General features: G+C 63.9%; 13 protein-coding genes. 4 read left to right on the plus strand and 9 right to left on the minus strand.

Going from position 1 to position 14,414, the window contains the following annotated elements; translation table 11 throughout:
- Positions 1–89 precede the first annotated feature (89 nt).
- Positions 90–1,034 (plus strand): glycosyltransferase family 2 protein, encoded by a 945-nt coding sequence (locus AC1DDS_RS07825; protein ID WP_477478365.1) that lies wholly within the window; start codon positions 90–92, stop codon positions 1,032–1,034.
- Here the strand turns inward: AC1DDS_RS07825 and AC1DDS_RS07830 are convergent.
- The 7 genes from AC1DDS_RS07830 to AC1DDS_RS07860 form a co-directional block, all read right to left on the minus strand.
- Positions 1,031–2,494: an O-antigen ligase family protein gene (locus tag AC1DDS_RS07830; RefSeq protein WP_477478366.1), complete on the minus strand. Its 1,464-nt coding sequence runs from the start codon at positions 2,492–2,494 to the stop codon at positions 1,031–1,033. The two genes, AC1DDS_RS07825 and AC1DDS_RS07830, sit on opposite strands and share 4 nt — an antisense overlap.
- Entirely contained in the window at positions 2,461–4,020 is a 1,560-nt protein-coding gene (locus AC1DDS_RS07835; RefSeq protein WP_477478367.1) for a GumC family protein, read from the minus strand. The genes AC1DDS_RS07830 and AC1DDS_RS07835 overlap by 34 nt, the downstream gene beginning before the upstream one ends.
- A gap of 182 nt (positions 4,021–4,202) precedes the next feature.
- Entirely contained in the window at positions 4,203–5,834 is a 1,632-nt protein-coding gene (locus AC1DDS_RS07840) for an FGGY-family carbohydrate kinase (RefSeq protein WP_477478368.1), read from the minus strand.
- A gap of 64 nt (positions 5,835–5,898) precedes the next feature.
- Complete coding sequence (locus AC1DDS_RS07845) at positions 5,899–6,627, minus strand: SDR family oxidoreductase (RefSeq protein ID WP_477478369.1); 729 nt, start codon at positions 6,625–6,627, stop codon at positions 5,899–5,901.
- A 27-nt stretch (positions 6,628–6,654) separates the two neighbouring features.
- Positions 6,655–7,917: a sugar ABC transporter permease gene (locus AC1DDS_RS07850; protein WP_477478370.1), complete on the minus strand. Its 1,263-nt coding sequence runs from the start codon at positions 7,915–7,917 to the stop codon at positions 6,655–6,657.
- Entirely contained in the window at positions 7,914–8,735 is an 822-nt protein-coding gene (locus AC1DDS_RS07855) for an ATP-binding cassette domain-containing protein (RefSeq protein WP_477478371.1), read from the minus strand. Before AC1DDS_RS07855 ends, AC1DDS_RS07850 begins: the two co-directional genes overlap by 4 nt.
- A 72-nt stretch (positions 8,736–8,807) precedes the next feature.
- The gene (locus AC1DDS_RS07860) at positions 8,808–9,854 is read right to left on the minus strand and encodes an ABC transporter substrate-binding protein (RefSeq protein ID WP_477478372.1); all 1,047 of its coding nucleotides are present in this window, start codon (positions 9,852–9,854) and stop codon (positions 8,808–8,810) included.
- 294 nt (positions 9,855–10,148) lie between these two features.
- Between AC1DDS_RS07860 and AC1DDS_RS07865 the strand changes: the two genes are divergently transcribed.
- Positions 10,149–11,156, plus strand: a complete 1,008-nt coding sequence (locus tag AC1DDS_RS07865) for a LacI family DNA-binding transcriptional regulator (protein WP_477478373.1) — start codon at positions 10,149–10,151, stop codon at positions 11,154–11,156.
- A gap of 3 nt (positions 11,157–11,159) precedes the next feature.
- Here AC1DDS_RS07865 and AC1DDS_RS07870 read toward each other — a convergent pair whose 3' ends face one another.
- Together AC1DDS_RS07870 and AC1DDS_RS07875 are read right to left on the minus strand one after the other, a co-directional pair.
- Positions 11,160–12,512: a sensor histidine kinase gene (locus AC1DDS_RS07870; RefSeq protein WP_477478374.1), complete on the minus strand. Its 1,353-nt coding sequence runs from the start codon at positions 12,510–12,512 to the stop codon at positions 11,160–11,162.
- Positions 12,509–13,171 (minus strand): response regulator transcription factor, encoded by a 663-nt coding sequence (locus tag AC1DDS_RS07875; protein WP_477478375.1) that lies wholly within the window; start codon positions 13,169–13,171, stop codon positions 12,509–12,511. Before AC1DDS_RS07875 ends, AC1DDS_RS07870 begins: the two co-directional genes overlap by 4 nt.
- Positions 13,172–13,314: 143 nt before the next feature.
- Between AC1DDS_RS07875 and AC1DDS_RS07880 the strand changes: the two genes are divergently transcribed.
- Both AC1DDS_RS07880 and AC1DDS_RS07885 read left to right on the plus strand, forming a co-directional pair.
- Positions 13,315–13,752: a PepSY domain-containing protein gene (locus AC1DDS_RS07880; protein WP_477478376.1), complete on the plus strand. Its 438-nt coding sequence runs from the start codon at positions 13,315–13,317 to the stop codon at positions 13,750–13,752.
- A 169-nt stretch (positions 13,753–13,921) separates the two neighbouring features.
- Positions 13,922–14,392, plus strand: coding sequence for a DUF2271 domain-containing protein (locus AC1DDS_RS07885; protein ID WP_477478629.1), 471 nt, complete (start codon positions 13,922–13,924; stop codon positions 14,390–14,392).
- The last annotated feature ends 22 nt before the right edge of the window (positions 14,393–14,414 follow it).

Consider the following 14,414-nt stretch of genomic DNA (forward strand, 5'->3'; position numbering starts at 1 on the left):
TGTGCGCAGGGCTCTGTCTGGCCGGCTCCGGCCCAACCCGAGGAATTGCCCGATTGCGCAAGCGATCGCTAAAGTTGCGGTAGAATCCGATGAACCAGCCCACTTCTGGCGCAGCGATCGAAGCGGTCGTCTGCATACCGACCTTCCGCCGGCCGGAATGGCTACGAGGGACGCTTTTGTCCCTGCTGGCGCAGAAGACCGATTTCCCGTTCGCCGTCGTGGTGATCGACAACGACGGCGCCAATCCCGCCGGTGCGGCGTTCGCAGGTCAACTGTTGAGCGAGCATGGCATTGCCCACGCGGTCGACGTGGAGCACCAACAGGGGAACTGCCACGCCATCAATTCCGCGTTCCGGCTTGCGCTCGAACTCTATCCGAGCGCCCGTTACCTGCTGATGATCGACGACGACGAGACAGCCGGCGACGCATGGCTGCAGAACATGGTGGACGCCGCCCGCACGAATAAAGCCGATATCGTCGGCGGCCCGGTCATCCGCACCTTCGAAACGGCAGCACCTGCGGCCATTCGCAATCACAGCCTGTTCGGCTCCATAGATGGCGAAAGCCGCGCCGTGTCCATGATCCACGGCTCGGGCAACTGCCTGATCGGTCGCCATGTCTTCGAGCGGATGCCGTTTCCCTTTTTCGACCTTCGCTTCAACTTCCTTGGCGGGGGCGACATGGAGTTCTTCACCCGCTGCCGCCTCGCGGGCTATCGCTTCTGGTGGTGCGCCGAGGCCGTGATCCACGAGACCGTGCCGGCGAACCGCGCCAATGCCAGATGGCTGATGACGCGCTCCATCCGGACCGGCAGCATCAACTGCGTCATCGACCGCCTGCATATGGGCGTGTTTGCAACACCGAAGGTATTCGTCAAGAATCTCGTCAGCCTCGGGCTCGGCATGGTGCGCTCGCTCTTGATTTTGGTGAGCACGGGCCAACTGGTGCCGGCGACGCATCCCCTGCTGATGTCGGTTGGACGCATGGCGCCGCTGCTCGGGCTTCTGCCCAAGCCGTACGAGGCGAAGAGCTAACCAGCGCCGCGGCTGATCCGGATAACCGGCGATCCCGTCATCTTCGACCCGATCCGTATGGCCGGCTGGACAACGGGATGGGCGGGCTGTGGCGCGGCCGATCCGGGAGTCACGGGGCGCATCGGCGCCGCTGGGTGGCCGGCGGTTTCGCCGTCCAGCGCAAGGGTCGAGCGTGCCTGCAAGCCGAGGCCGAGGACGCCGATCAGGATCGCGAACCAAACCGGCCCGGTGTTGACGTAGAATGCGCTTTCCAGGCAGGCGAGAAAGATACCGAACAGCCAGATCCGCAGAAACAGCCGGGTCAGGTGGATATTATTGCCGCCGTCCAGGGCGTCGGCAGCACTGCGCATCGGCGAGCGCACCAGCCAGAGCAGCGTCAGGATTAGCCCGGGAACCCCCGCATTGATCACGGCCTCGATATAGCCGTTATGCGCATTTGCCGCGGTCACGGCCCAGGTTTCCGTCGCCGCCTGGCCGGTGAACAACTTGTCGGTTTGCCAGAAGGACTGGAAGCCGTGGCCGAGAAGCGGCCGCTCTGCGATTGCCGACATCGCCAGCCGCCAGATCGAGCTGCGTTCCGTGAAGGTGGCGTCGATGCCAAGGCTCGACAGCGCGCCGCCAATCTGGTCGGAAACGGCAGCGCCGATCATGATCGTATTGGCAACGATCAGCGTCCCCCACACCAACAGCGCGCGAAGGCTCCTGCAGCGCTCGAAGAGCCAGGCGACCAGCAGCGTGAACGGCACCATGATCGTGGATGTCTTTCCCCCGGAGAAGAGCACGAACAGCAAGGCGCCGGCTGCCAGGAACCACCCAAGCCTCCTGGAGCCGGTCGCGGCGAGATAGAGACCGAAGAAAACCGACATCGCCATGGCGGCGGCGGTGATGTTCTTGTGGCTGTAGATTCCGCGCCAGTCGCCTGCAAGCGAGCTTTCGAGGCCGTCAGTCGCCTGATGGATCGCCCGTCCCGGCATCGCCGCGACACCGAAATAGGACAGCAGTACGACGACGCAGAGGACAGCGGCGATCACCGCGTTGAACTGGGTCTGATTGCGCGGCAGCAGCAGGAAGGCGTTGGCGCAGAAAATCACGATGACGCCGAAGATCACGCGGCGCAGAGCCGAACCCGGATCGTCCCCGAGAATGGCGGTAATGAGAAACCAGAACAACAGGGCCGCAAGCAGCAGCCGCTGCTGGAACAGCAGCCCCCAAGCGCCCCGCGTCCCCACGCAGGAAAGGAGGACGCCGAACATGGCAAGGACGACAATCTGGTTGATGACGTTGGACGTCCCGCCCCACGGCGTATCCGACGTCAGTCCGGACATGTCCGGCAGCGGCGAAAGCGTGACCCAGAAATAGCCCATGACCGCCAGCAAAAGAACGGTGAGGCGCCTGCCCCCCGCTGCAGACGCGGCGCTGACGCCACTCATGCCGCGTTGGCTCGGAACGGTCTCTTCCACCACCGTTCTCCGAACACTTCCCGCAGGAAACCCAACAGCAGTGCGAGAAACGCACCCACGACGGCGCCCATAACCAGGCCGGCAGCCAGGACGATCGCGCTTCGCGGCGGAAAGCTGCGGGAGACCGGCGGCAGCGGCTGGCTCACCACCCGCACGTTGGTCGCATCGATCTGCTGTCGTTGGGCGGCCTCGCTCGCACGCGTCATGAAGGCCTCGTACACCGAGGCCTTGGCCTGCGCTTCGCGTTCGAGCTGACGCAGTTGGACCTGCGCGGCGGTATCGGTAAAGACGGAGCCCTTCGCGGCATCCGCTTCCTTGGCCAGCCGATTGACCGCACCCTGCGCCTGTTCCAGTTCGGCGCGGGCCAATTGGACGAGGCGTCCGGTCTCGGACTGAATCTGCGCCTCGAGCGCCTTGGCCTTCGGTTGAAGGGCGATGAGCTCGGGATGGCGTGGACCAAGGACGGCCGACTGCGAGGTGATCTGCTGGCGGATCAACGAATACTGCGTGCGCAGCGCCGTCATGGTGTCCGATTGCAGGCTCGCGGCATTCAGCCGGCTTTCCTCCGAATCGGACGTGAGTTCCTTGTAGCGGGACTGCGCCCGGATGAGGCGCTCCCTGGCATCGACCATCTGTGCATTGACCTGGTTAGCCGTGGTCGAACTCGCCAGTTCGCCCGCGCTTGATCGCAAGCCGTTGCTGCGCTTGAATTCCTCGACCTTCTCCTCGGCCTGCCGCACATCGTGCTTGAGCGCCTCCAATCGCGAGGCCAAAGCACCGGCGGCGCGCCCGGCACCTTCCGCCTGCGCACTGACGAGTTCGTCCTGGAAGGATGCGATCACCTTGTCGAGAATCTCGACGGACTTTTCCGGTTGGCGGCTCCATGCGCTGAGACTCACAAGGAAAGAGCGCGTGTCGCGGCTCGCGGCGACCCGCTTCTCCAGCGCGCCCAGCGCATCCCGGGTCGGGTTCTTGCTTCCCTGCCCGGCAAACTCCGGGTCATTGACGAGATCGAGATCCTTGACCACCCGCGCCAGGACATTGCCCGAGGTCAGCAGCCGCAACTTGCTTTCGACGGCAAGCAACTGTGAATCTCTCTGAAGGCTTTGAACGAAAATGTCGTCGGCGACCAGGTTGAGATCGGTGGGCTCCACCAACAGCTCCGCGCTGGAGCTGTAGCGCGGCGGCACGGTCACGACGAATGCCAATCCCGCAAGTATGCCCGCCGCGGCCGCGGCGATGATCAGGAGCTTGTAGGACAACAGCCAGCGAAAGGCATTGCCGATCGTCACAACGTCAAGCCATGCTGCAACGGTCGTTCCGAACTCGTTTGGCGCCACAATCGCCGCGGCGGCCGTCTCCTGTCCGACAGACTGGACGGGTTCATCCTGCGCCGACTGTGTCGCACGCCATTCCCCCGCGCGCGTGCTGACCCGCACGATCGGTGGCGATGGGCCCGTCACCGCTGCGGTACGGGCGGGGATCCGGATCTTCGGACCGCGGTTGTTACTGCTGGCGGTATACATTGGCCTGCTGGGTTGCGCCGATTGGCTCGTAGCGCCCAGAAGATCAAAACAGGCTTAATAATTGGTTATTTTCGCCGCGATTGTGCGGTTCGATTGAGTTCGCAACGGCGAAATTCGACATCGCGAGGCGGCTCAGGCAAATCGCTTCGCCTGAGCATTTTTCAACCCGCCGATTCAAAGCCTTACCGAATTTCCCGTGCCAGCGCCTGAAGCTTCTTGAAAGCCTCGTATCGCTGCGCATGTGCCGCCGCGATCTCGGCACCGGCGGGCGCGTATGTGCGATCCGTCCGCGACAGTTTTGCCATCGCCGTTCCGACATCCGGGAACGATCCCGACGCGACGCTTCCGAGGATGGCCGCGCCCAGCAGCACCGGCTCTTCCGATTGCGTGGCGAGCACCGGCTTTCCCGTCGCATCGGCAAGAAGCTGGCGAACGAGATCGAACTGGCCTGCGCCGCCGCTGATCACGACCGTGTCGATCGGTGCACCCGACGAGGCCTGAACGTCGATGATCTGCCGCAGTCCGTAACCGATGCCGCATAGGCCGGCGATATAGAGCGAGACGAGATTGTCGATGTCGCGCTCCATGCCGAGCCCCACGACGACGGCCCGGGCATTCGGATCGGCGAAGGGCGCGCGGTTGCCAAGAAACTCCGGAACGACGTGCAGTCCGTCCGCCAGGCGGACCGCGGCCGAGAGCGACCCCGCCTTTTGCGCGGCCAGTTCCGTCAGCAGGACGGGGAGCGACGAACCTTGGCTCCTCGCCAGTTCCGTTGCCTCGCCCGCTGCCGGGTGGAACGACAGCAACTGCTCGATCGCAGCACCGGCAGCCGACTGGCCGCCCTCGTTGAGCCACATCCCCGGTACCATCGCCGAATAGTACGGTCCCCACACGCCCGGCACGAAAACGGGCTCCTTGGTGGACGTCATCGTGCAGGAAGACGTGCCAAAAACGTAACCGAGATTGCTTTCGGGCGGGCCGTCGACACCGACGGTGCCGATCCCGCCCGCATGGGCGTCGATCATCCCCGCGCCGACCGGAGTGCCCGCCGGCAGGCCGAGTTCCTCGGCGGCGCGCTCGGTCAGGCCGTTTCCGACCGGGGTCCCCGGCTCGACGATGTGCTGGCCGATGCGGGCAAAGCCTTCATCCGCGAGAACCCCGAGGCCGATCTGGTGGAAGTAGCTCGGATCCCAGCGCTTTTCGTGTGCCAGGTAGGTCCACTTGCACGTCACCGTGCAGGTCGAGCGCGCAAGGTCCCCCGTCGACCGCCAGGTCAGGAAGTCGGCAAGATCGAAGAACTGCCAGGCGGCGTCGAAGATCTGTGGCCGATTCTCGCGCAGCCAGAGAAGCTTCGGCGTTTCCATTTCGGGCGAGATGCGGCCGCCGACATAGCGCAGCACCTCGTGCCCCCGGGCGTTGATGCGCTCGGCCTGCTCGACCGCACGGTGGTCCATCCAGACGATGATGTCGCGCTGCGGGTCTTCCGACGGCCCAACGGGCAACGGCGTGCCGTTCTCGCCCAGGACGACGAGCGAGCAGGTCGCGTCGAAGCCGAGGCTTGCCACATTCTGCGGATCGATGCCCGCTGTTGCGACCGCTTCGCGCACGGCCGCGCAGACGGCCGACCAGATCTCCGTGCTCGACTGTTCGACAATGGATCCGGCTTCGCGAAAGAGCGTGATATCACGCTTGGCCGACGCCAACATCCGGCCGCTCAGATCGAAAACACCCGCTCTGGCGCTTCCGGTGCCGACATCGACGCCGATGAGATACCGTTCGCCGCCCTTGGGGCGTGCGGAGGAAGTGTTGGTCATGGTCTTACCGCCTGCAAACAGGAGCTTGGATAGGCGCAAGGCCGCAGCCTTGCGCCGGTTCACATCACAGATCGACGCTGTTGGGGAGGATAACCAGGTCGCGGATCGTAACGTTGCGGGGACGCGTCAGCATGAAGAGCACCGCGTCGGCCACTTCCTTCGGCTGCATGAGGCTGCCATTGGCGAGCGCCTCGTCCATCTTTTCCTTCGGCCAGTCATCGAGCAGTGCGGTGACGACCGGTCCGGGCAAGACCGCACCAACGCGCACGCCATGCGGGGCGAGCTGGCGGCGGGTGCTGTGCACGAAGGCCTGCACCGCGAATTTCGAGGCCGTGTAGATCGGCTCCCAGATGACCGGGACGACACCGGCGATCGAGCTCGTGAAAAGGATGTCGCCCGACTTCTGCTCGATCATGTGCGGCAGGACCGCATGAACCGAGCGGAACGCGGCATTGATATTGAGATTGAGCATCCGGTCCCAGGCATCGGGGTCGCCCTCGGCAACCGGGCCGCCGATATAGGCGCCGGCATTGGCGTGGAAGACGTCGAGCTTACCGGCGATCTCGATGATGCGCGGCAGCATGCCCGAGACTTCGGCCGGGTTCAGCAGGTCGACGACGAGCGGCAGCGCGTTCGGTCCCAGTTCCTTGCAAAGCTGCTCCAGCTTGTCCTTGGCGCGGTCGATGAGCACGACCCTGGCGCCTTCGGCCAGAAGCGTGCGGGCGCATTCGAGCCCTATCCCGGAGGCGGCGCCGGTTATGGCGGCAACTTTACCCTTCATCAGGTCTGCCATCTTGAAACTCCATTCCAAACTGTTGGATCACGCGCGACCGTGGCTGACGCGCGAGCGTCGGGCCAGCGAGTCGACGATGACCGCGATTGCGAGAACGCCGCCGGTGATCATGTAGCGAAGCGACGAGCTGAGGTTCAGGAGCGTCAGGCCGTTCGAGATCGCCTGGATGACGATGATGCCAAGCAGGGCCGAGTAGGCGCTTCCGCGTCCGCCGAAGAGGCTGGTGCCGCCGATGACGGCTGCCGCGATGGCATTCAGGTTGACGTCGCCGGTACCGGCCTGCTGGCTCGAGGAGGCAAGGCGCGAGGCCGAGAGGATGCCGCCGAGGGCTGCGAGCGTCGAGCAGAGCACGAAGGCGCTCATGTAGATCCGCTTCACGTTGATGCCCGAGCGGCGCGCCGCTTCCTTGTTGCCGCCGACGGCGAACATGGAGCGGCCCCACTTGGTGCGCGTCAGCGCATAGTTCAGGATTACCGCGAGCGCGACGAACAGGGCGAACATCCACGGCACGCCACGACCGAGATTGAGATAGAAAACGGCCAGCTCGAGCGCCACGGTCAGCACCACGGCCTTGAGGACCAGCGCGCGAAGCGGCTGCGCGGACAGGTTTGCGGCCTGGCGCTGGCGCATGGTCCGCAGGCCCTTGCCGATCATCACGAGCCCCGGCGCCAGCGCCAGTGCATGCGACAGCCAGTTCGGCATGATCAGGACCTGGCCGAACCGGACGAGCGGGGAGGCATAGGGAAGATTGATCGAACCGGTCGCGCCGAGAATGTAGAGCTGCAGGCCAAGGAGTGCGAGAAGACCGGCAAGCGTCGCAATGAAGCTCGGCATGCCAAGACGGTTGTAGAGGGTTGCATAGAGCAGCCCGACTGCGGCGCCGACCAGAAGCGCGACGATGATCGCTCCAGCGACCGGCCAGCCCATATTGACCCACAGCACACCGACGGTAGCTGATGCAAGCCCACTCATCGAACCGACCGAGAGGTCGATTTCGCCGAGCACCAGCACGCAGATGACCCCAAGCGAGATCACCCCGACGGTGGCGCAGTCGAAGAGCAGGTTCACCAGATTGTTGGGCGCGAGGAAGACCGGGTTTAGGGTCGAGAAGACGACCGAAATGACGATGAGGCCGACGGCGACCGGGAGCATGCCGAGATCGCCGGAACGAACGCGATCGATGAACCCGCGCGCCATGCCGAGGATGCCCTCGTCATGGCGCACGCGTTCATCGCTGCGGTCCAGCTTCTGCTGGCCTTGGGAGGGGTTGGGCGAAAGGTTCTGGCTCATGCGGCTCCCCCGCTTGTTTCGTTGACGAGGCCGGCCTTGCGGTCGAGGCGACGAGAAACGGAGTTATCCGTGGCACCGGTGATCGCGGAAACGAGCTCCTGGTTGGACGAATCCGGCGCAAAGACGCCGTTGTTCCGACCGAGGCGCAGCACGACGATCCGGTCCGCCACCGCGCGCACGTCTTCCATGTTGTGGCTGATGATGATGACGCCGAGCCCGCGGTCACGGACGCGTTCGATCAGGTTCAGCACTTCGGCGGTCTGGGCCACGCCAAGCGCCGCAGTCGGCTCGTCGAGCATGATGACCTTGGGGTCGAGCAGCAGCGAACGGGCGATCGCGACCGTCTGGCGCTGACCGCCCGACAGGGAGGCAATGGGTTCGCGGACGGATGGGATCCGGGCGGCCAGCTCGCGCAACAGCGTCCAGGCCCGCACTTCCATGGCAACCTCGTCCAGATGCCATGGCGACATTTCGTGGCCGAGGAAGAGATTGGCGACGACATCGAGGTTTTCGCACAGGGCGAGATCCTGGAACACGGTCGCAATACCCAGGTCGAGCGCCGTGGCCGGATTGTCGAGGGTCACGCTCTTTCCGCAGAATTCGATGGTCCCCTCGGACGGCTGGTGCACACCGGCGAGGACCTTGACGAGCGTCGACTTGCCGGCGCCGTTGTCGCCCACAAGGGCCACGACCTCGCCGGCGTTGACGTCGAGCTCGATGTCGGTGAGTGCGGAGACGGCACCGAAATTCTTGGAGATGCCGCGAAGGCGCAGCACGGGCTCGCCCTTCGCCGGAATGCTCTGGATATTAGCTGTCATGGCCTTATGACCTCTCGACCGAAAGGGGCACTCGGCCGCAGGGTCTGCGGCCGGGCACATTAGTGGGCAGCGTCAGTTGATGATGCCAAGTTTACGGCAACCTTCAACATACTCTCCGGTGCAAATTTCTTCCGGCTTGTTGATTCCCTTGTCAAAGATCTCGGCCTTGATGTTTTCCGCCGTGACGACGGCCGGGACGAACAGCTGCGAGGGCGTGTTGTAGAGCGAGTTCGGGGCTTCCGGCGTCTCGCCCTTCAGCAGCTTGACGGCAACGTTTGCCGCTGCGGCCGCAACGATTTCGGAAGGCTTCGAGATCGTGTTGTACTGGTCGCCCGAAATGATCAGCTGAAGGGCTGCGATCGTCGCGTCGTTGCCGGTCACCGGCGGAACCGGCTTGACGCCGGCGGCCTTCAGGGCCGCGATGGCGCCGCCGCCCGTGCCGTCATTGGCGGCGACGATGCCCTTGATCTGGTCCCCGAAGCGGGTGATCTGGCCGGCAGCCCATTCCTGTGCCTTCGGCGGCGCCCAGTCCGGCGTATCGAATTCGGCGAGCGTCTTGTAGACGGATGCGTCGAGCGCGGAATCGATACCGTCGCGGATCAGGCCGGCGGCGGCGTCGGTCGGCGAGCCGTTGATCTGAAGCACGCCCGCGCCGTCGGCGACGCCTGAAGCCTTCAGGTGATCGACGAGCGATTGGGCGATCGCGCGGCCGATGCCCTCATTGTCGAAGGAAACGTAGTAGTCCGCCGGCTTGTCCGGGATCGGGCGGTCATAGGCGATGACCTTGACGTCCTGGGACTGGGCGATCTCGACCAGTGCTGCGGCAGCGGCCGAATCGACCGGATCGAGGACGATGACCTTGGCGCCCTGGGCGATCACGGAATTGAACTGCTGCTGCTGGAGCGCCACGTCCGCATTCGCGTTCTGATAGATGACCGTGCAGCTCGGGCAAAGCTTTTCCATCTCCGCCTTGAAGCCCGGATAGTCGTGCTGCTCGTAGCGGGTCGAAGCCTGGTCTGGCATGAGAAAGGCAACGGTTGCTGCTTCCTGCGCCATCGCAGCGCTGCCGAGAGACACGGCCAGACCGGTCGTGGCAAGCAAGTAAGTGAGCGTCTTCATATGTTTCCTCCACAAATGATTTGGGCCGGCGAGCAGAAGCTTCCGGGGGAGGCAATCAGACTTCGGATCTCGCCCCGCCACGCGCTCTCGCGTCGCGCGTGATCGTTCGTTGCAGCCGCGCTGCCGCGTCGATCACATCGGTTCCTGGATCCGACTCCTCCCTGAGTCAGCTTTCGCTTTGCTGAGGCACTTCATCGATTGAGCACGCTTGCTCAATCGATGAAGCAGAATTGCCACCTATGGACATTGATGTCAAGGTGACCGAAAGGGGAGACCATATTCGTGAAGCGTGGAATGCAGACCAAAAGGACGACGATCTACGATCTGGCGGAGCTGGCCGGGACGTCGGCAAGCGCGGTGAGTGCCGTATTGAACGGCAACTGGAAGAAGCGTCGCATCAGCAGCCAGCTTGCGGAAAGGATCACCCGGCTCGCCGAGGAGCAGGGCTATGCGCTGAACATGCAAGCGAGCGTGCTGCGCAGCGACCGATCGAAGATCATCGGCATGATCGTCCCCAAATACGACAACCGCTACTTCGGCTCCATTGTGGAGCAATTCGAAGCCATGGCCCGCGAGAGGGGATTGTTCCCGATCGTGACCTGCACGCGCCGCGACCCGGCTCTGGAGTTGGATGCGGCGCGCGCGATGCTTTCCTATCGGGTCGATTGTCTGATCGCGACTGGTGCGACCGATCCGGATCGCATCGTTGAGCTATGTGCGGCGGCCGGCGTTCGCACCGTGAACCTCGACCTGCCGGGGTCACAAGCCCCCTCCGTGATTTCCGATAACTTCGGCGGCGCCCTCGAACTGACGCGACGCGTCTTGGCAAACTGCCAGAAGGAGTATGGGGAAATGACGCCGCTCCTGTTCATCGGCGGGCGGGGAACGGACCACAATACATCAGAGCGCGTCAGGGGGTTTCGCGCCGCCCATGCCGAAGCGGGCGTGGCCGTCGATGAATCGCTCGTCCTGACCTGCGGCTACGCCCCTGAAAAGGCCGAAATAGCCATGCGGCAGCTTGCGGAGAAGACCGGGACCCTACCGAAAGGCATGTTCGTCAACTCGACGATTTCCCTTGAAGGTGTCATGCGCTGGATCCGCCGCTCGGGCGAGTATACCGACGGCATGCCAATGCTCGGCTGCTTCGACTGGGATCCCTTCGTCGCCATGCTTGGCGACCATATCGAAATGGTTCGGCAGGATGTCCCGGGGATGCTCGACGCGGTCTTCGAGATCATCGATTCCGGCAACTCGGACCTGAAAGTGGTGCAAATTCCGCCGGTCGTCGAAAAAATCGGATAAGCGTCACGGAAAGGCGCCCTTGCGAAAGTCATCCGGGCTGGGGTCGAACTTCGCCTCGAATCCACCCGTCTGCCCCGGCAGCGGCGAGGTGAGTGTCAGTGCGCCGCCAACACCGGAGGCAATCGCTTTTGCGATCGCAAGCCCGAGCCCGGAACCGTTCGCGCGCGTATCGCCGCGCTCGAAGGGGCGGGTGAGGCGCGCGAGCGTCTCCGGCGCGACTACAGAACCGGCATTGGTGACGACAAGGACGCCCTCTTCCGACAGGTCGACATGGATCGCATCGTCATGTGACCCATGTTTCAGGGCATTCTCGATCAGGTTTCGCGACAGGATGGCGAAGGCATCCGGATCGATCCTCGACGGGACCTGCCCAGGCGGGAGGCACAGTTCGATGCGGTCGGCGCCGTCCTTTGCCATCTCCTTCGTGACCATCCGGAGAACCGGCGCAATGTCGGCCGCCTGCTCCACCTGAAGACGCCCGCCCTCCGCCCTTGCCAAGTGCATCAGTTTCTCCGATAGCCGCGCAAGTCTGCGCAAGGCCATCTCGACCTGTGTTGCCCGCTCGAGGGTCGAGGGATCCGTCGCTTCGGAAATCAGCCGCTGTGTCTGCGCCAGCGCCGCTGCCACAGGCGTGCGCAACTCGTGGGCGGAGCTCGCGGTGAAGCTGCGCTCGGCCTCGAGCACGCGCCGCAGCCGATCCAGCAGGTTGTTCAGCGCTTCCGCAACCGGCGCGATTTCCGAGGGCAATTCCACGGCGGGAAGGGGTGTAAGGTCGCCGCCGCCACGCTGCTCGATGCCGGTGCGGAACGCTCGAATGGGCGCCACCGAGACCCGCACGATGAGCCAGACGCCGACAAGGCTGAGCACCACGAGGGGACCGAAGGCTAGCATAAGCCCGAAGAACGTCTGGTTCCCCACCGCGCGGCGGTGCGCCCGCGGCTCGGCAACCGCAATCGTCACCGTCCCCTGCAACGCGGCATCGAAATAGATGCGATGGGTCGGCGAATTCACAAATCCCATCCCGCTATAGGGCGGGAATACCGCATCATCGGCGCCGTGTGAGCGCAGGAGAACGTTGCCCTTGTCGTCTCTAACAACATAGGTGAAGTATTCGTCGTGTGTGCGAAGGGTGGCGATTTTCTGGCTGGTGACGCCCTCATCCTCACGACCGATGACGTCGAGGACGGCAAGGGGCAGGATTCGCTGCGCCGTCTCCTCCAGGGCACTGTCGAAGACCATGTCCAGCTCATGGCGCAGGTTGCGGATCGTGACCAGCGCCGTTGCCAGCCACAGCAATGCCATGCCGATTCCCAGCCAGAGGGAAAGGCGCCATTGCAGGCTGCGAGGTGCCCTCATGGGGTGGTCCCGAGGCGATAGCCCACACCGCGCACCGTATCGATGGCGCCGTGGCCGAGCTTCTTGCGCAATCGGCTGACATGCACCTCGATGGTGTTGCTGTCCACGTCGGTGCTGAAGGAATAGAGGCGCTCCTCCAGTTGCGCCTTGGACATCAGTTGTCCTGGTCGCTGCAGGAAAGCCTCGTAGAGGACCCACTCTCGGGCCGTCAGGCCGATGTCCTTGCCGTTACGCCTGATCGACCGGGACGCCAGATCGATCTGCAGGTCGCCGACTTCAATCAGGGGGTTGGGATTGCCGGCGTAGCGCCGCGCAACCGCCTTGAGGCGGGCGGACAGTTCCGACAGGTCAAAGGGCTTGATCATGTAGTCGTCGGCGCCGGCATCCAGTCCCTCGATGCGGTCGGAGACCTGATCGAGCGCGCTCAGGATGATCACCGGCGTGACATCCCCCTTTGCGCGGAGGTTTCGCAGGAAGCCGATACCGCGTCCGTCCGGCAGCATCAGATCGAGCAGAACGAGGTCATAGGCGGCGTTGCTGGCATAGTCGGCGGCAATATCGAGCCGCTTGACCCAGTCAACGCAATGGCCGTCGGCGTTGATCTGGTCGCGCACCGCAGCTCCCAGAATTGTGTCGTCTTCGATCAGCAAGATCCGCATCGGACAGTTCCATTTCGACTTTGCGATGTTCCCTACAGCGCGAAACTGACGGCTCGCTTAAGCTGAAAATCGGTCAACTTCAGCTGCCGGTAAGGATGTGGCCGCAAAACAAGCCTACGACAAGCCTGATGCGGAGCACGATCATGAAGAAGACCATCCTGTTTGCGGCCATTGTCCTCTGTGGACTGGGTGTCGGCGCGGTAATGGCGCATGATGACGATGACGACGACTGCAATGTGCCGATGGCCAACTGGCAGCCCCGCGAGGCGGTGCAGAAAATGGCGCAAGCCCGGGGCTGGACCATCCAAAGGATCAAGACCGATGACGGTTGCTACAAGATCCGGGCACAGGACAAGGACGGCCGAAACCTGCGGGCGAAGGTCAATCCCGGTACGCTCGAGATCGTGGGCATGAAGTATGCGGGCGACCGCGGTCGAAAGCAGCGTCGCGAACACGAGGACGAACACGGAGGCCACCGCGACCGCAACGACGGCAACAAGACGACCCCTTCGGGAGCGGCAACGCCCCCCAACAACGGGCTTTTCGGCAGCGGCACCCCGCCAAAGGTCGACGTCCAGTAACGCCCCGTCAGCCTGCCCGAAACAACGCGCGCCCCGCCCCGTCGGGGCGTTTTGTTTTCGAGCGGCGGAAAGCTGACGGCAAGCTGAAGCAGAATTGCGCGAAGCTTCAGGGGGTGGTCAGTCGGCAGCCGCAATCTCCGGGCCATAACAACCTATGGAGATACCCATGCTGAAGTCGCTGATCGCCGGTCTGGTCCTCACCACCGCGCTGACCCTGCCCGGGCTGGCCCTGGCCCGGCCCGTCACCTTGACGACGACGCTCGACAACTACAGCGGTGACGGAGCCTACCTAACGCTCTACGTCACCGACGCGGCCGGCGCCTACAAAGGGACCCTTTGGATGGCGGGAGGCAAATCCAAGTACTACAGCCACCTCAGCGACTGGGCACGCCTTTCAGGCGGAGACACCGCCGAGATCAGCGGCATCACCGGCGCGAGTGTCGGGGCCGGTCGAACGCTGAAGATTAGCCTGGACCTCGCCGACGCCCTGTTCGACGCGGGCTATGAACTGCACATCGATGCGGCAGTCGAAGACATGCGCGACAGCCCGTCCGATGTCGTCGCGCCCCTGACCGCCGGCGGTTTCGGCCAGGCGACATCGGGACGCCGTTATGTCCGTTCCTTCACCTACAGCATGTAACGCACGCATCGAGGATTGATCC

The sequence above is a fragment of the Mycoplana sp. 10N416 genome, from assembly GCF_056394765.1.